The organism is Haematospirillum sp. 15-248 (assembly GCF_012102665.1).
Classification (GTDB): domain Bacteria; phylum Pseudomonadota; class Alphaproteobacteria; order Rhodospirillales; family Rhodospirillaceae; genus Haematospirillum.
Genome location: NZ_JAAVTF010000001.1, coordinates 83,686 through 101,170, shown reverse-complemented (window position 1 = coordinate 101,170; position 17,485 = coordinate 83,686). Strand labels below are relative to the sequence as shown.

At 53.9% G+C, this 17,485-nt stretch carries 17 protein-coding genes; 10 read left to right on the top strand and 7 right to left on the bottom strand.

What is annotated here, in order from left to right:
- Window positions 1–255 precede the first annotated feature (255 nt).
- Entirely contained in the window at window positions 256–450 is a 195-nt protein-coding gene (locus HEQ72_RS00460) for a helix-turn-helix domain-containing protein (RefSeq protein WP_209315422.1), read from the bottom strand.
- A gap of 328 nt (window positions 451–778) precedes the next feature.
- The gene (locus HEQ72_RS00455; protein ID WP_167804778.1) at window positions 779–1,213 is read right to left on the bottom strand and encodes a helix-turn-helix domain-containing protein; all 435 of its coding nucleotides are present in this window, start codon (window positions 1,211–1,213) and stop codon (window positions 779–781) included.
- 369 nt (window positions 1,214–1,582) lie between these two features.
- Here HEQ72_RS00455 and HEQ72_RS00450 point away from each other — a divergent pair, with 369 nt between their 5' ends.
- Window positions 1,583–1,918 (top strand): hypothetical protein, encoded by a 336-nt coding sequence (locus tag HEQ72_RS00450; protein WP_168020740.1) that lies wholly within the window; start codon window positions 1,583–1,585, stop codon window positions 1,916–1,918.
- 4 nt (window positions 1,919–1,922) lie between these two features.
- Here the strand turns inward: HEQ72_RS00450 and HEQ72_RS00445 are convergent, their stop codons facing one another.
- Complete coding sequence (locus tag HEQ72_RS00445) at window positions 1,923–2,228, bottom strand: pilus assembly protein N-terminal domain-containing protein (protein WP_168022293.1); 306 nt, start codon at window positions 2,226–2,228, stop codon at window positions 1,923–1,925.
- Window positions 2,229–2,500: 272 nt separating this feature from the next.
- Between HEQ72_RS00445 and purB the strand changes: the two genes are divergently transcribed.
- On the top strand, window positions 2,501–3,820 hold the full coding sequence (gene purB, locus HEQ72_RS00440) for an adenylosuccinate lyase (RefSeq protein WP_168020738.1): 1,320 nt from the start codon (window positions 2,501–2,503) through the stop codon (window positions 3,818–3,820).
- Between the two features lie 68 nt (window positions 3,821–3,888).
- Here the strand turns inward: purB and HEQ72_RS00435 are convergent, their stop codons facing one another.
- Together HEQ72_RS00435 and HEQ72_RS00430 are read right to left on the bottom strand one after the other, a co-directional pair.
- Window positions 3,889–4,215: a DUF1476 domain-containing protein gene (locus HEQ72_RS00435; protein WP_168020737.1), complete on the bottom strand. Its 327-nt coding sequence runs from the start codon at window positions 4,213–4,215 to the stop codon at window positions 3,889–3,891.
- A 236-nt stretch (window positions 4,216–4,451) separates the two neighbouring features.
- Window positions 4,452–4,604 (bottom strand): hypothetical protein, encoded by a 153-nt coding sequence (locus HEQ72_RS00430; RefSeq protein ID WP_168020736.1) that lies wholly within the window; start codon window positions 4,602–4,604, stop codon window positions 4,452–4,454.
- Between the two features lie 65 nt (window positions 4,605–4,669).
- Here HEQ72_RS00430 and purC point away from each other — a divergent pair, with 65 nt between their 5' ends.
- The 7 genes from purC to HEQ72_RS00395 all read left to right on the top strand — a co-directional run bounded on the left by purC (window position 4,670) and on the right by HEQ72_RS00395 (window position 14,492).
- Window positions 4,670–5,437 carry a phosphoribosylaminoimidazolesuccinocarboxamide synthase gene (gene purC, locus HEQ72_RS00425; protein WP_168022292.1) on the top strand — a complete coding sequence of 256 codons (768 nt, stop codon included), beginning with the start codon at window positions 4,670–4,672 and terminating at the stop codon, window positions 5,435–5,437.
- A 47-nt stretch (window positions 5,438–5,484) separates the two neighbouring features.
- Window positions 5,485–5,727, top strand: a complete 243-nt coding sequence (gene purS / locus HEQ72_RS00420) for a phosphoribosylformylglycinamidine synthase subunit PurS (protein ID WP_168020734.1) — start codon at window positions 5,485–5,487, stop codon at window positions 5,725–5,727.
- 74 nt (window positions 5,728–5,801) lie between these two features.
- Window positions 5,802–6,497, top strand: coding sequence for a phosphoribosylformylglycinamidine synthase subunit PurQ (purQ, locus tag HEQ72_RS00415; protein ID WP_168022291.1), 696 nt, complete (start codon window positions 5,802–5,804; stop codon window positions 6,495–6,497).
- Complete coding sequence (gene purL / locus HEQ72_RS00410; protein WP_168022290.1) at window positions 6,494–8,689, top strand: phosphoribosylformylglycinamidine synthase subunit PurL; 2,196 nt, start codon at window positions 6,494–6,496, stop codon at window positions 8,687–8,689. Before purQ ends, purL begins: the two co-directional genes overlap by 4 nt.
- Window positions 8,690–8,724: 35 nt before the next feature.
- Complete coding sequence (locus HEQ72_RS00405) at window positions 8,725–8,958, top strand: BolA family protein (RefSeq protein ID WP_066136098.1); 234 nt, start codon at window positions 8,725–8,727, stop codon at window positions 8,956–8,958.
- 5 nt (window positions 8,959–8,963) lie between these two features.
- Window positions 8,964–9,392, top strand: a complete 429-nt coding sequence (locus tag HEQ72_RS00400) for a group III truncated hemoglobin (RefSeq protein WP_168020731.1) — start codon at window positions 8,964–8,966, stop codon at window positions 9,390–9,392.
- Between the two features lie 228 nt (window positions 9,393–9,620).
- Complete coding sequence (locus tag HEQ72_RS00395; protein WP_168022289.1) at window positions 9,621–14,492, top strand: autotransporter domain-containing protein; 4,872 nt, start codon at window positions 9,621–9,623, stop codon at window positions 14,490–14,492.
- A gap of 132 nt (window positions 14,493–14,624) precedes the next feature.
- On the opposite strand, the gene HEQ72_RS00390 is transcribed toward HEQ72_RS00395, so the two are convergent.
- Window positions 14,625–15,761: a DUF2336 domain-containing protein gene (locus tag HEQ72_RS00390; RefSeq protein ID WP_168020729.1), complete on the bottom strand. Its 1,137-nt coding sequence runs from the start codon at window positions 15,759–15,761 to the stop codon at window positions 14,625–14,627.
- A 322-nt stretch (window positions 15,762–16,083) separates the two neighbouring features.
- On the opposite strand from HEQ72_RS00390, the gene HEQ72_RS00385 reads away from it, so the two are divergent.
- Window positions 16,084–16,605, top strand: a complete 522-nt coding sequence (locus HEQ72_RS00385) for an adenine phosphoribosyltransferase (protein ID WP_209315423.1) — start codon at window positions 16,084–16,086, stop codon at window positions 16,603–16,605.
- A gap of 28 nt (window positions 16,606–16,633) precedes the next feature.
- Here HEQ72_RS00385 and HEQ72_RS00380 read toward each other — a convergent pair whose 3' ends face one another.
- Window positions 16,634–17,485 carry a CheR family methyltransferase gene (locus tag HEQ72_RS00380; protein ID WP_168022497.1) on the bottom strand — a complete coding sequence of 284 codons (852 nt, stop codon included), beginning with the start codon at window positions 17,483–17,485 and terminating at the stop codon, window positions 16,634–16,636.

Below are 17,485 nucleotides of genomic sequence, written 5' to 3'. Positions count from 1 at the left end.
CATCCAGAAAAAATCATCGTTAAATTATGGGGTTGCGTGTTTTTACAGGGGCATGCCATTCAATGAGGGTGTAGTATGCATTCGTGCTCTCCTGTTCGAGGGCACATGCCCCTGCACCGGGTGTGAGCGCCCCTCTCTCGCCTCGCATGGAGCTTCGGCTCTGAAGGACGCTCTCGGCAACTCGATATTCCGAAACACTTGGTGCGGGGGCTCCTCATCTGCCATTCAGCACGCAAGTATGTGCCCCCTGTCCGATCAAGGATCGATCAGATCGGCCATCATTGCCTTCACAACCAGATGAGTCCGGCTTGTGGCATCCATCTTCTTTTTCGCATTTTCTATGTGATAGAGGACCGTTCTCTCGGCCAACCTAAGAATCTGACCGATCTCCCAGGTACTCTTTCCTCGCGCAACCCAAGTGAGCACCTCAGCTTCACGATCTGTCAACACAGGCAAGTCCCCCAAAAACTTACGCCAAACCAGCTTGAGCAACCCCTGTGGCAAAAGCCGGACTACACAGATACAGAATCAACTGCACGCTTCCTTTTGCCAGGCAAGCATACAAAACAAGACGGCGAAAGAAGCCCCGACACAAACCCCGAAGGGCACCCTGCAGGAACCTGCATTGAATGCACCCAGAAACTCAACCAATAGGGTAAATCTGCTTCGAAAACCAACTATAAGGAATGGGGATACCGGATCAAAGCCCCAAAGACAAAACAAAATCAAAAAAACAAGCAGCAGGCGCGGAAGAGTCTCTCAACCGCGCCTGTCTCAATCATTCCCGATTAGCTCTTGCCAAGGTATCAACCAAGGCCCTGATTTTCTCTCTCTGATTGGCCGGCATATGCCAATAAGACCGGACAAGCTCAAGACTCTCTGTCTTGTTCATAAGGTCGCCAACCGGTCGCCGACCCCGCCCACCAAGGGCAGCAGGATCAATAACATCAGCGTTGCGCTTACGGGAACGCAACACTTCTTCGGTAATATCCTCGAAGAAGTAGAGCATCGAAACACCAAGCGCCTGACACACATCAAAAAGACGACTGGCACTCAATCGATTCAGACCTCGTTCATATTTCTGAACCTGTTGAAATGACACACCAATGGCTTTAGCCAATTGTTCCTGCGTCATGCCCATCAAGGTACGACGCAGCTGCATCCGCGAACCGACATGGATGTCGATCGGATCAGGATCTTTTTCACTATTCACGTTAGACACCTCTCAACAACTCGATAGCACTTATAAAGCACAACCTTGCAGAGAAGGTCAATTACCCGCGCCACACACCATACAAGAGGACTATGAAATAGCCATCCCAAGTAGCTTTTCTATCCCAAAAGCAAATATGTATGCATACATTATAACGCCAAGGTATACCAGAAAGAGATCAATCATGGATTGCAAATCGACTCAAGGCCCTCATGTCCAGGGTAAAGCAAGACAACCCATCAGCATACCGAAACAATGAGATAATCCGGCACAGTATGCAGCACGGCTCTTGCAACGCCACGAATACGGGAACAGAATACCCAACCAGCCTTAATGAAGGGCGCTATCTCAGGGGGGGGGACAGTAAGTATGCCAACAGAGGTTCGCAGGCTGCTTTTCACACAAGATGAAGTATGCAAGGCCATGACTATAGACATGGCTGATCGCCATGAAGAAGATGAAAGCGGCACTGTTATTGGCATAGAAATTATCAACAGTGATCCGGTCAATGTGCGCGGCGTCATTCAGATGCAAAGCGGACGGCAGGTATCCAAGAGCTACGATGCAGCCCTGCTGTGCTCTGCCCTGATTGCTTGGTGTATGGACCAAAAAATTCCAATTGCGCGCAAGGCTCACAAGGCAGCCCGTATAACCCGGGACAAAACCGTCGCCTTGGACCTGACAGTCTCCGCCCCCCCCAAGTAACCCATCATTCTTCCTCTTCTTCAACGTCTGTGACGATAACTGAACCGCTCCAAACCGGAGCAAGCCCCTCATCAGCAACGACGACACTGGTTGATCCCCTTAGACGCCCGACAATAAACAACATGTCGGGATCTCTTAGGTAAAGGTTGGCAACCTCCGGAGCCGAAGAAATAATAATCTTCCCTCCAGCCGGCAGGCGAATGATTTCCAGAGAATCCCTCACCACCTTCACGTCATGAATTTTGTCCGGATTGATAACGGGTGCTTTTGCCTTTTCATCTTCCCAAGGCATCCTGAAGGCTTGGGCCATTACTGGACCAGAGAAAAACCATAGAAACATGCATAAGAAGACGACAATAAACCTTAAGGTACGCACCGCAACGCTCCCCTGCTACAACCCTTTTCTACACTGCCAAAAGGGCTATCCACTTGGCAACTCCGCCGACGGGGGAACGCCCGGGTAGTCATGATCACAGGAATTCCTTGACAGGAATACGCCCCGACTGGATTTTCCGGATGCTTCTTCCGTCCCCTTCATACAGGTCCAAGCCCCCATACACCAATCCTATCAGGAGAAAAGCCTTGATTCCCCGTTACTCCCGCCCCGAAATGGTTTCTGTCTGGGAACCTGCCAACCGGTTTCGCATCTGGTTTGAGATCGAGTCTCACGCTTGCGATGCTCAGGCAAAACTGGGAATCATTCCACAGAAAGCCGCTGAGTCTGTCCGCACATACGGCAACAAACCGTACACGCCTGAACGGATCGCACGGATCGATGCCATAGAACAAACAACAAAGCACGACGTGATTGCCTTCACCACAGAGCTGGCCGAACATATTGGTGAGGATGCCCGCTTTGTGCACCAGGGCATGACATCTTCCGATGTTCTGGATACCTGCCTGGCTGTACAGCTGGCACAGGCATCAGACATTCTTCTGAAAGATATCGATGCCCTTCTGGATGCCCTCAAGACCCGCGCCCTGGAGCACCGGTTGACGGTTTGCATGGGGCGAAGCCATGGCATTCATGCAGAACCTGTCACAATGGGGCTGAAGTTTGCAGGCTTCCACGCCGAGTTCCAGAGAGCACGCGCCAGATTGCTCCAGGCACGGGAGAATATAGCAACATGCGCTATTTCCGGGGCTGTCGGGACCTTTGCCAACATTGATCCTTTTGTTGAGGAATACGTCGCAGAGAAACTGGGACTGAAGCCTGAACCTCTGTCCACCCAGGTTATCCCCCGTGACCGGCATGCCGAATACTTTGCGACCTTGGGAGTCATTGCTTCTTCCATCGAACGGGTTGCAACCGAAATACGTCATCTCCAGAGGACAGAACTGCGTGAGGCTGAAGAATTCTTCTCGGAAGGACAAAAGGGCAGCTCTGCCATGCCCCATAAACGCAACCCGGTCCTGACAGAAAACCTGACAGGACTGGCGCGTCTGGTACGTGGCTATGTCATCCCCGCGATGGAAAACGTAGCCTTGTGGCATGAACGCGATATCAGTCATTCATCCGTTGAAAGGATGATTGCACCGGACGCTACCATAACCCTTGATTTTGCCTTGGCCCGGTTGACCAGCGTTGTCAGGAACCTGCTCATTTACCCCGAAGCTATCGAACGCAATCTCAACCAGATGGGTGGTCTTATCTTCAGCCAGAGGATCCTTCTGGCGCTTACACAGGCGGGTGTCAGCCGGGAAGATGCCTATGCACTGGTACAACGCAATGCCATGAAGGTCTGGCAAGGAAACGGTGATCTTTTGTCCATTCTCAAGCAGGACAAGGACATCACCACCCATATACCGGAAGCAGACCTGACAAAACTGTTCGACCTTGGCTACCACACACGCCACGTTGACACCATATTTCGCCGGGTTTTCGGGGAAAAAATTGCCTGAAGTCAAAGGCACACCAAAAAGCCCGGCACTACGCCGGGCTTTTTGTCAAGCAACAAGCAAACAAGACGCTACCCATCATGCAAGATGCTATCCCTTGCCTCGGTCATTATTTTCTCGACCTTCACTTTCAGACGTGCCTCCGTCATATCCACGTCACGCTCCTGAAAGTCAGTGAGTATCTTCCTGATCACACCCTCCTCACCGGCTTTCTCCAGAGCGACCGTAACAAGGTTGCGCGCGTACTCTTCGGCCCCACCACCGGCTATTCCCAAGGCTTCAGCTACCCACAGACCCAGCATTTTATTACCCCGGGCCCGAATCCGGAACGCCAGATCCTGATCATGCCCGAACTGGGCCTCAAATGCTTTCTCACGATCACGAAAAACCTCAGCCATGCTGAACATATCCCCCATTGCGGCCAGAGATCACGGACCAAGACCCCGTAAAAGGAGAATCTGGTCAATCAAGAAAACCCGGGGATTTATATCCATCCCCAATTCATTACCCACCAAAGATCCCGAAGCTCTACAAAACCTATTGCAACAGACCCCGATGCATAAGGACAAGCTCATGGGACAAGATAATTATATGATATAAAAAGGAATTATAACGTAGTGCATCGTACTCATACTCACACGGGCACACTGCCCTTCCCCACGCACCCCACCCTGACAAAGGCCCGGAAGACTGTCAGTTCACCATTGTCGGTAACGATGGCGCCTGCTATACCGCTTCCGAACCGGAAGAACCCCGGCCTGCCCTGCTTCTTGGCGGACGGCTTCATCCTTGTACCTATTCCGCTCTCCTGCCGTACGGCAGGGTGGAGCCACGAACGGACAATCGCTCACGATGGGACGTCGCAGACAGATTTATGAAGGAAAAGCCAAGATCTTGTTCGAGGGTCCCGAGCCCGGAACATTGGTTCAGTACTTCAAAGATGATGCAACCGCTTTCAATAACCAGAAAAAGGGTACCATTACCGGCAAGGGTGTTCTGAACAACCGGATTTCTGAATACCTGTTCCAGAAACTGGGTGACATTGGGGTCCCGACACACTTTATCCGACGCCTGAACATGCGGGAGCAACTGGTCAGAGCCGCAGAAATCATACCGATCGAAGTTGTTATTCGTAACAGCGCCGCCGGCTCCCTTTCCAAGCGGCTGAGCATTCCCGAAGGCACGCTGCTCCCCCGCACAATCGTCGAGTATTATTACAAAAATGATGAGCTGGGGGATCCCATGGTTTCCGAAGAGCACATCACCGCTTTTGGCTGGGCCACGATTCAGGACATTGACGAAATTCTTTCCGTCAGCCTGCGCATTAATGACTTTCTCTCGGGTCTTTTTCTTGGGGTCGGGCTACGCTTGGTTGACTTCAAGCTTGAATTTGGCCGGATTTATCACGAGAGCGGCGAGCCACAGATCATCCTGGCCGATGAAATCAGCCCCGACAATTGCCGTCTGTGGGATGTAAAGACCAACGAAAAACTGGACAAGGACCGCTTCCGCCGTGACATGGGTTCTGTGGAAGAGGCCTATCAGGAAGTGGCGCGCCGCCTCGGGATCCTGCCCGAAGGTGGCCCACGAGACATGCCCGGCCCCGCAACCATGCAATAAGGCAGGGACAGACTCTCCCCGATATTTCTGCGGAAGGACTAAAATCCGTGAAGGCAAAAGTACACGTCACCCTGAAAAACGGGGTTCTGGACCCACAGGGCAAGGCTATTGAAGGGGCGCTGAGAAACTTGGGGCTTGCCGGTATCGACAATGTTCGCCAAGGCAAGTATATCGAGCTGGAACTCGGCGCAACGGATCCAGCAGAAGCCCGTGCACTGGTGGAAAAAGCCTGCCGGGACTTGCTGGCAAATACCGTTATGGAAAATTACACAATCACCATAGAGCCATAAGCCGGAATCAGGTGCGCCCCTGACCGGGGTGACCTGAACACCACCCCGTCTCCTGACATATAGCAGGATATCCGATGAAAGCCGCCGTTATTGTATTTCCCGGCTCCAACTGCGACCGAGACCTTGCTGTCGCCCTGGAGAAAAGTTCGGGCAAGGCTCCGGCCATGATCTGGCACCGTGAAAGCCAGCTTCCTGATCATCTTGACCTTGTTGCCATCCCCGGCGGCTTTTCGTACGGGGATTATCTGCGCTGTGGTGCCATGGCTGCACAAAGCCCTGTCATGCGTGAAGTCAAACGCTTGGCCGCACGGGGAACCCGTGTTCTGGGGATCTGTAACGGATTCCAAATCCTGACCGAAGCTGGCCTTCTCCCCGGTGCCTTGATGCGCAACCGCAACCTGGCCTTTATCTGCCGTGATGTCTTTCTGAGAACAGAAAACAACCAAAGCCCGTTCACGGGGCGGTACACGCCGGCACAAGTCATTCGCATCCCGGTTGCCCATCATGATGGAAACTTTTTCACAGATGACCAAACCCTTGCCCGAATTGAAGACAATGGGCAGGTCGCCTTCCGTTACTGCACTGCTGATGGCGTTGTGGGTGAGCGCGCAAACATCAACGGCAGCCGTAACAACATTGCCGGCATCCTTAATGAAAGCAAAACGGTCCTTGGCATGATGCCCCATCCTGAACGACTAGCTGACGAGAAACTCGGCGGCGTGGATGGCAAGCCATTGTTTGATTCCCTGGTGGAGACCCTGTCACAATGACCGCATTGACCCCGGATGTTATTGCAAGCCATGGCCTGAACCAAGGCGAGTATGCGCTGATTCTGGAGATCATGGGGCGGGAACCCAACCTGACCGAGCTGGGGATCTTCTCGGTCATGTGGTCGGAACACTGTTCCTACAAATCATCCAAGAAATGGCTGAAAACACTGCCAACCAAAGCACCGTGGGTGATCTGCGGCCCGGGTGAGAATGCCGGCATCATTGATATCGGCGAAGGCTTGGCCGCTGTCTTCAAGATGGAAAGCCATAATCACCCGTCCTTTATCGAACCCTGCCAAGGGGCAGCAACGGGCGTCGGCGGCATTTTGCGGGATGTGTTCACAATGGGTGCCCGTCCTGTCGCCAATCTCAATGCCCTGCGTTTCGGTGCTCCGGAACATCCCCTGACACGCCACCTCATATCAGGTGTTGTAGCGGGGATTGGTGGGTACGGAAACTGTGTTGGCGTGCCCACTGTCGGCGGCGAGGTTAACTTCCACCCGTCTTACAACGGTAACATTCTGGTCAATGCCATGACGGTTGGCGTTGCCCGCCAAGACCGTATTTTCTACTCTGCCGCAGCAGGGGTGGGAAATCCAGTTGTCTACGTTGGCTCCAAAACCGGGCGCGATGGCATCCATGGCGCCACCATGGCCTCGGCTGAATTTGGTGAAGGGGCCGAGGAAAAGCGACCGACTGTACAGGTTGGTGATCCGTTCACGGAAAAACTCCTGATCGAAGCCTGTATGGAGCTGATGGCCACCGATGCAATTGTGGCTATTCAGGACATGGGGGCTGCCGGCCTCACGTCATCTTCCTTTGAGATGGCCTCCAAGGGTGGCATGGGCGTGGAGCTGGAACTGGACAAGGTTCCCATGCGTGAACCCGGCATGACTCCCTACGAACTGATGCTGTCTGAATCCCAGGAACGTATGCTGATGGTACTGGTTCCGGGCAAGGAAGACATGGCCCGCCGTATCTTCGAGAAATGGGAACTGGATTTTGCTATTATTGGCACCCTGACCGATAGCGGGCGCATGGTATTGAAGTGGCACGGCGAAGTGGTTGGTGACTTGCCGATTGACCCCCTGGCCCAAGCCAGCCCGGAATATGATCGTCCGTGGGTCCCTACCCCACCACAGCCAGAGCTGCCCCCCGATGACGTACCGGAACATGCGTGGACAGGAGTTCTGCCAAAGCTTCTCTCCTGCCCGGACATGGCCAGTCGCCGGTGGATATGGGAACAGTACGACCACATGGTGATGGGCGACACCGTGGTTCGCCCGGGTAGCGATGCGGCTGTTGTCAGATTGCACGGCACAAATCGCGCCCTCGCCATGACAACCGACTGCACGCCACGTTATGTCAAGGCTGACCCTGTTGAAGGCGGGAAACAGGCTGTGGCCGAAAGCTGGCGGAACTTGACGGCATCTGGCGCACGCCCTCTGGCCATTACCGACAACATGAACTTCGGCAACCCGGAGAAACCCGCCATCATGGGGCAGTTCGTCGGGGCCTGCCAGGGTATTGCGCAAGCCTGTACCACGCTGGACTACCCCGTGGTTTCGGGTAACGTGTCCCTGTATAATGAAACCAGTGGCCAAGCGATCTTGCCAACACCAGCTATCGGCGGTGTCGGGCTGATCGAGGATCTGGACCGAACAGCAACCATTCCATTCCAGGCACCAGGGCAAACGATTATCCTGGTTGGTCAGGGAGAACGGCGGGGCTGGCTGGGGCAGTCTCTTTACCTGCGCGAAATCCTTGGCCGGGAAGACGGTGCCCCGCCGCCGGTTGACCTGCACCATGAACGCAAGACCGGTGACTTTGTGCGCTCGGTGATTCAGTGTGGCCATACCCGTACGGTGCACGATGTCTCGGATGGAGGCCTGTTGGCCGCAGTTGCCGAAATGGCGATGGCATCAAGCATCGGGGCAGAGCTGACGCTTGACTTTGGTGGCCCGCTGCATGCAGCCCTGTTCGGTGAAGATCAAGGCCGTTATGTTGTGGTGACAGACGATGGTGAACCCGCACGCGCCATTCTGGCGAGGGCTGCCGGGGCCGGGGTTTCAGCCCGCGTGATCGGGCGCACCGGCGGTGATCGCATCATCGTTAACAATCAACATGGTCCCACTGTGAAAGATCTCCACCATACCCACGAAGCTTGGCTGCCGGATTACATGGCCGGCTGAAAGCAGCACAACACAGCGAAAGGACACGATAGACCATGGCCATGCACGCCGCTGATATCGAAGCCCTGATCCGCGAGGCTTTTCCCGACGCCGACGTGGTGATTGAAGATCTGGCCGGAGATGGTGACCATTATGCTGCCCGGGTTATATCCCGCGCGTTTGCCGGCAAAAGCCGCGTGCAACAGCACCAGATGGTGTACGCGGCACTGAAGGGCAAAATGGGCGGAGAGTTACACGCCCTGGCACTGCAAACCGCCGTGCCGGAATAAACGCCATGGCACCGGTCGATCACCCCCACTGGCACGCGTGGACCCCGCAGGAACGGGCTGCGGTGATCGACCGGGATTCCCTGCGCCGTTTGGTTCTGGCTTTCTACGACCGCGTACAAGCACACCCTGATCTGGGGCCAGTGTTCGAGAGCACAATCCAAGGCAACTGGCAACCACACTTGGACAAGATGGTGGAGTTCTGGTGTTCCATGATGCTGGGCACCCGCACTTATGACGGGCGCCCACTGCCCGCGCATCTGGCTTTGCCTGATTTGCAGGATCATCACTTTACCCAGTGGCTGGCCCTGTTCCGCGCCACCACAACTGATGTGTTCTGCCCTGAACCGGCGGAACAATTGTGCATACGCGCGGAACGCATGGCCGCATCGTTCCGCATGGCGCTGGCCATCCAGCGTGGTGAGCGTTTGTTCTAGCGCATCCTGTTTTTTATTTCGTCGCAAGACGGGCCTGTAATCCTGAGAAGCACAGGTCGTGCTTGTGCACGCTTTTTTATAAAAAAATAATAAAATATATTTCATCTTATCAGATAATTTTCGTATAAATGCCCGGATATTTAATGATTGCTCTTGGCGATCTGTCATGGTGCGCGGTTCGTGTGCCGTTTTTGTCTGGCGTTCATACACAAGGATTATTCCCCCGTTATGTCTGAAATCCGTACAAACCTTCTGGCCACCACCGCTTTGGCCGCTGCCCTTTCCCTGCCCGGCATCGCGTATGCGACAAACTGCGACACTGATGAAGCCTTTGACCCAAACAAGGCAGGTAATATCGAAGTCTGCGTTACTAAAGCCAGGATAGATGGCAAAAAGCGTGAGCTGACGGATGCAACAACCAAGGCACAGAATGCGCTGGCAAAGGCAGGGATAACCGCAGCGGGCTACGATGCTGTGGTCGGGGAAAAAGCAAATACTGCACCTTTGCCGGGGCTTGCGTCACAGGTAGAAGGCTTTGATTTCCATACAGGATGGTCAGGAACAGCTAGCACCCAGACCTTCACCGGCTCCGCAAGTGCAGCGGGGCAGAAAAAGCTGCCCGAGTTGGCCAATGCTGTGGCCACAACCCCGAGAAACTTTGATGCGGGCATTCTGGTTGCACACCCCGTGGCTTTTGATAGAGGAACGCTGAAGGGAAAACCTGCTCTTGAGGGAGAGAGGAGCGCTAAAAATAGCCTAAAGGCCACCAAAGAATTAAACAAAGCTCAAGCTGATACACAAGCTTGGCTGGAACAGAAGCTGGGGGAAACGGCCCCAAGCAATCTGTGGACTGCCGCAGGTTTGACAGGCCAGACAGGTACCTACAGACAGTTTCTGGCGCAGGAGAAAATCTACAGGGACTTGGCAGGACAAAGCACTGTGCCAACCGACACGGCGGGATACGCTGCGGTTCTGGATGCATTACTAGCACGAAACACGACAATACAGGGACAGCGAGAAACGCCTGATACTGCCATTGCCCGCCTTGAAGGGGAAATTAGGACTGCGCAAGCAGCCGAAAGACGGAATACCGCGCTACAAGCCCTGAAGACGCAAGACGTACAAGACCTGAAAGCCCGGATTGATGGCCTGAGTGGGTTGAGGGTACGAACCGGGGGCACCGCTGTCACCTTCGGCACTCTGATTGGCGCGAATGCCCCTGCCCTTGACGTCATCAAAGCGGAAGCGGAAGCCATAACCAACGGCCTGACGGCACCGCGAACAGGATTCACAGATGGTAGCGTCGAGGCACGCGCCCGGGCTGTGTCTGCTCTGCTGGGCGATAGTAACAAAAAGACTGCCGTTCAAGGCACCCTTGGCAAGATCAACACGGCGGGCCTGACCGGAGAGTTTACTACGGTCAAAGCTGACGCAAAAACAAAAGGCGCTACCGCAAAAACCCTCAGAACGACAATCGGAACAATAAGTAGCGATATCGCTGCACTGAGAACTGCTCTGGGCACAGCAGGGCTAAAGGATGATGACGACAATCTCTTGGCCATAGGCGACCCCACACTCAGCGCATTGCGGAGCACACTGGGCACAGCCAAGGCAAAGGCTGTTGCTGCTGTAAAGGTTGCAAAGAATGACTGGGATGAAGCCACTGCGGTCGCCGAGAGCGTCCGGAACGGTTGGACTCCTGAGCAACGAGCGGCCTACACCGTGTGGGAAAAAGCCAAAGCCCTGGAAGGCAATCTGGATGCAACAGATCTTGATACAAAGCTCAAGGCTGTTGATAATGCTTTGCAAGAAACCAATACCATGCAGCTTTCTGCTCTTGAGGGCTATGCACAGGATGACAAGGTCAACGCCCTGTCCGATCTGGCAGACACAACAGAAGAAACGTGGGGTGATGTGGAAGTTCTGTCCACTGGCCTGACCGGGGCCGAATTGCAAACCGGGGGGACTGTTCTGACGGGGGCCACCACCACCAAACTTGCGGATTTGACTACGGCACAGATTGAAGCTGAAATAAAACGGCTCAGCGGCAATAACAACTGGACGGATAATGGGCAGGCTTTGCCGGATACACCAAGCACGCGCCTCGAGATCCTGACCAAAGCCTATCGGGACCTGAAGGCGATAGAGGCTAAAAAACAAGATATCAAAGACAAGGTAGCAGCAGCTGGACTTGCTCTGGGCGATCAACCCACCTTGGGAGATGTGCGGGCGGTTCTGGAAACAGCCGAAACAAGAGACGAAGAAGCCGTTGCAACGCCATCCAACACTCTGGAAGCGCAGAAAACAGCGGCGGAAGCGCAGAAGAGGACTGTTGATGTTTTCAGCAAGCTCGGGAATGCATCACCCACCGCGATCATAAATGTGGCTGAAGGAAACGGCCTGGCAGGCGGCAACAAACCGGCAAACCTTGCCGCTATTGCAGGGTACACCCCAGGCGACAGCGCAGGAATTGATGACCTTCAGACGGAAATTGATGACCTTCAGGCCGCAATCAACAACCACCATGCCATACAAACAGCGCATACAGCAAAAACGACCTTGGAAACGGCCAACGCCGCCTTGCGGTCCAAATTGGTTACCCTTGGCGTAACTCTGGACAGTAAAAAAGCTACCCCTGTAGAAGAAGCAGAATATCTGCAACGCATAGCCAACGTAACCATCGCCAAGGCCATCGCCCACCGGGATATTCAGGCCGCAGAAGCTGCAAAAACTGTAGCGGACGATGCCGACAAATTCCCCGCATATGGCCGTGCAGACGCCTATCGCACAGGCGGCACGCTCCATCTGGAAACCCGTGACACTGGTGTTATCGGGAAGGCCAAAGGCGATATCTATAATGAAGAGGATATCTTCCTGACAGGCCGAATGGACTTGATGAAGGTTGCATCAAAGAAGGACATCTGGCTGAAAGATAATGAGCTGAAAAAATTTGATGCCCTGAAGGGGCGCCTGCGCGTTGAAAATGACGGTGCCGGCAATTTTCATATCAAGAATGCCACTGCAGACAACTCCGGGGGCAGTATCGGTGAGGCCAGCAAGCAGGTTGGTAATGTTCGGATTGATATCGTAACGGGGAATACCCTGTCCTACACCCAATTCCATGCAAAGAATGCGCTGTTCAAGCCAACAAACCCCGATGACGAAGCAACATTAGAAATCACGGAAGACGCCAGCGGTGGTATATGGACCGTTGCCAAGGGAATAACAGTTGACATGCGCGGCGATGCAACCGGCCTGAAAAAGGTGGTTGGCGAGAACGACGGGGATGGAACCTTCCGGTTCTCTGCTAACCTTGGCGAAACGAAGATCCTTAATACCCGGCTGGGTGAAGCCGGGAAACGCCTGGGGCGGGTTGAATACAGTGGCGGTACCCACAAAAGAGAAGGTGCAGGGGCACCATCTTACGACTACGTGCGGGACATTTTCATCCGCGGGAACACTGTGTTTGAAGACAACATCGCCGTAACGTATTCCGATAACGTTACCAACGAAGGCATCCACAACACCAAAGCCGCAACAACGGTCAAAGGAAACTACACCAACCAAGGCACCCACAACATCAACGCCGCGATGAAAGTTGAGCGTGACTATACCAATGATGCCGGAAGCACGCTGAACCTGGATAATCAGCTGGACGTTGCCGGGAAGTTTGAGTCTAAAGACGGCTCCAGGATCAATCTGTCGGCAGAAAACCCGAATGCTTGGATCAAGGCCAATAGCTTCGACTTTGACCAAACAACCCTTAACGTTTCCGGCGTCGTCAATAAAGCTATTCGCGTGTTTGAAGGCACTGTCACCGAGGACAAACTGAAGGAAATCATCCTGAAGATCGAAAACAATGCCTATAACAACATTCTTGATTACAGGATGACCAACAAAAGCGACGGCTCTTACCTGATTGGATCTTCCAGCAGTGCAAAAACGGCAGATCTGGTATCCAGAAGCGGAGCCAGTGCAACCGTGGCCAAGGCGTTTGCCTCCGGTCTGGCTGTCGCTGAAAAGACCGGAGACGGTGACCTGCGCCAAGCTTATGAAAAGGTTGTGCTATCGGGTAATGCTGCCGATATCAAGCTGGCCGCCGAGCAAAGCACCACCAGCAGCAATGTTGCCGCAACCCAAGCCATTACAGGCGCTTCGCGCGCAGCGGCCGGAGCTGTCTCAACACGCTTGGCAGCAACCCGTGGGGAAGCCCAGACCGCCGGCCTTCAGCAAAGCGGTATCGCCGCCGGTGATGATACCCGTCGCAACGGGGCGTGGATGAAAGTGACTGGCGGAATTGCCACCCAGAAGGCCCGCAATGGTGTCGCCGGGAACCGCACCAACACCTATGGGGCCACCATCGGGTTGGACAACAAGGTAACGGAAACGCTTCGTCTGGGCGGGGCACTCAGCTATGCTCAGTCCGATGTCAAAGGAAAGGACAGCGGCCAATCCAAGACCGACATCAACTCCTATCAGGTTGCCTTGTACGGATCTTACGAGCCGGGCCGGTATTTTGTCGAAGGTCAACTGGCCTGGGCCTACAATACCATCAAGACATCGCGCCGGATCACCTTTGGCGGCCTGAACCGTACCGCAAACGGTGAATACGATGCGCACCAGTACTCGGCCAGTACTGCTGTCGGCATGCCTCTGCACAAGGGGGCGGTAACCCTGACTCCGAAGGCCGGGATGTTCTACAGCTACAACAGCCCGTCCAGCTACACGGAAACCGGGGCTGAAGGGTCAAACCTGACGATCAACCCACCCTCCACCCAAATCCTGGAAGGAAGCTTGGGGGGTGTTGTTGCCTATGATCATACGATGCGCTCCGGGGCAGAGCTGCGGCCGGAACTACGGGCTGCGGCCCTGTATGAATTCTTGGGTGATGATGCCACGGCTACAGCCAAGTATGCCGGAGCCGGCGCAACCATCCAGACACCGGGTCTCAAGCCGTCGAAACTGGGCGGTACTGTCGGTGCCGGCATGGGCTATACGACGTCTGATGGTGTGTGGGAAGTACGTGCTGATTACGATGCGGAAATGCGCGCCGGTTATGTATCGCATAATGGCATGTTGACCGGACGTATCAACTTCTGATCCTGGAAGAAGACTGGCAGGGGCACTCGTCTTGAGGCCTCTGCCAGAAACTTGCGAGACCTGATGAAATAACAAAAAGCTCCCCGGCAATTATCCGGGGAGCTTTTTTCTACAGAAATACAGAGGCAAAGGCTACGAAATGCCACCCGTGGGATGAGGCAGCTTTTCGACCTTGGCCAGAAGGTATTCAAGATCGGACTTCTCAAGATCAACACCCAGATCACCATACTGGGTCAGAATTCTTTCCAGAACCCGGCGCTGGTGACGCTCAATATCTCCATCCTCGCCGTCAAAGTCTGTTTCGGCAATGACATCAATGGCAGCGCGAACGGCAGGATACATATTTTCCGGCATGCGGCACTTCTGGAAAATACCTTTCAGGCCCAAGGCACCACTATCATGGATCAAGCGACGTACGTTGACAACAGGAAGGCGGGAACGGGCTGCCATCGCATATTCAAAGAAAACCAGATCACCCATGCAGATGGCGCGCACAACGATCGACGGCGTCAAACGCTTATGATCTGACATCTGCCGTACCAAACGCTCTACATCATCTTCCGATGATTCGGATGACAGTGAAATAACCGCACGTTCCCGCGTTTGCATCACCAGATCGGCAGCGAGGTCAGGGGGCAATTCATGGCGGTGAAGAATATGCTCCTTCAGTGCCTCCGACACACGGTTTACCAAGCGCTCCGTAACCGTTACCGGCAAATAGGCACGGGTTGCCAATGGCCCATGCACAACTTCATGGTCTCCAAACCGCTCCACAATTTTCAGCATGGACTTTTCGGTCAGCTCGGCACCGGCATTTCCCGCCAACGTGGCTGCCACGTCTGCATCACCCCGGTTCACCAGTTCATCAGCAACATTTGCCTCAACAACCCGGCGCTTGGCGACAGCCTTGAGAACATCCTGACTTTTCTGACTTCGGACAATTTCAACCAGATCTTCGGCGGTCAGTACCTCGGAGAACTGCAACAGGGGCAAAGACACACTGTCTACATCCCGGGCCAATGACAGGGCAACATCCCGCGGCACCATCGAATTGTCCTTGAGATTCAGCGCGAGCGCTTCACGGACACGCACCTCGGCATCCTGCACCATGATACGAAAAATCTCCTCGGCAATTTCACGCTCGGATTCCGAAAGATCAACCGCATCAAACTGACGGGCGACCTTGGACGCCAAATCCACCCGGATCTCAGGGGACGGCTCCCGCAACAGATTTTGTACATCTTCGGCTGTCAGCTGAATATCTGCCATTGCATCCTGCCTATCTGCCTTGTTACGGAGCTGGCCGCACCATGCGCTATTTCGCACTTGCACAAAAAGTACAGAAAAATAAAGGACCTGTCCCTGCTTTTCTTCTTTCTGTATACCACGGGTCAGGGTGGCACTTCTACGTTTCCCGATCAAGACTGATCCATTAAAAAATGCCTTATTTTGTTGACGTTAAACGCAACCCTTTCTATTACCTTGGCAATCAGCTACCATTGGGTTCCTCTTCAGAACGGCTTGAAATGCCTACCTCCGAAGAGGTGGGGTGCCCTTGGAATGCTTCAGACCCAATACCCAAGGAAAAAGTATGCCCATCGACATTCGGAGCCATATACGATCAATCCCGGACTTTCCCAAACCGGGCATAAACTTCTACGATATATCGACCTTGCTGCGTGATCCCGATGCTTGGCAGGTCACCATGGGGCGGCTGGCCAAAGCTGTCGGGGCTTGGAGGCCGGATGTATTGGCCGGCATTGAGTCGCGTGGTTTCCTGACCGCAGCGCCCTTGGCACTGAAGCTGGGATGCGGGTTTGTCATGGTGCGCAAACGCAACAAGTTGCCTGGGCCAACAATCAGTTATTCCTATGATCTGGAGTATGGCACTGACACCATCGAAATACAGGCTGATGCCATACAGCCTGGCCAGCGTGTCGTTGTTCTCGATGATCTCTTGGCGACAGGGGGAACGGCCAACGCCGCTGTAAACCTGTTAAGAAAGGTCGGCGCTGAAGTTGTGGGACTGGCCGCTATCATCGAACTGAATTTTCTCAAGGGACGAGATAGACTGGATGTTCCGGTTGCAACGCTGGTAGACTACGACACATAGCCTATCGGTCGAAGAATAAGTCCGTGCATTACTTGGCAGGCTCTGCACCAAGACACGGAACATTGCCTGCCCCTTTGACAACGGCATAAGCACCACGCTGGTTGGGAACGGGCTTGAACTTGTCCGTGATGCCCAGAACAGTCTCGGCACCGCCCAAGTAAAGAACGCCATCGTCAGACATCAACTTGGCGATGCCTTCAAGGACACGGCCCTTTGTTGCCTGATCAAAATATATCAGGACATTGCGACAGAAGACGACATCAAACCCTCCCAGCGAGCTGAGGTCACTCAGAAGGTTGAATTCCCGGAAATTAACCATTGCCCGTATACCCGCATCAATCTCCCACTGGTCATCACGCTTGTGGAAATATTTGACGAGCAAAGTGATGGGCAAGCCACGTTGGACCTCAAACTGGCTGTAAAGGCCTGTCTTTGCCTTTTCCAAAATTTCTTTGGACAGGTCTGTGCCAATAATTTCTGTTTTCCATCCTGCCAGTTTTGCTGCCTCTTCCTTCAGAATCATGGAAAGGGAATATGGTTCCTGCCCCGAAGATGCCGCAGCACACCAGATACGAAAGGACTTCTTGGTTGCGCGTGTACGCAAAAGATTCGGAAGCACAATATCTTTGAACTGATCAAACGGCTTCTGGTCCCTGAAAAAGAAGGACTCATTTGTTGTCATGGCTTCGGTCACATCAGAAGCCAAGGCTTCATCATTAGCCCGCAGCTTTTCTGTAAGCTCCTCAATCCCCTTGAATCCGCGCTTGCGGGCAATGGGCATCAGCCGACTTTCCAGCAGATACGATTTATCTGCATTCAGGACAAGCCCGGAGCGGTCCTTAAGGAGTTTGGCGAGATATTCGAAGTCTTCTGGTTTCAT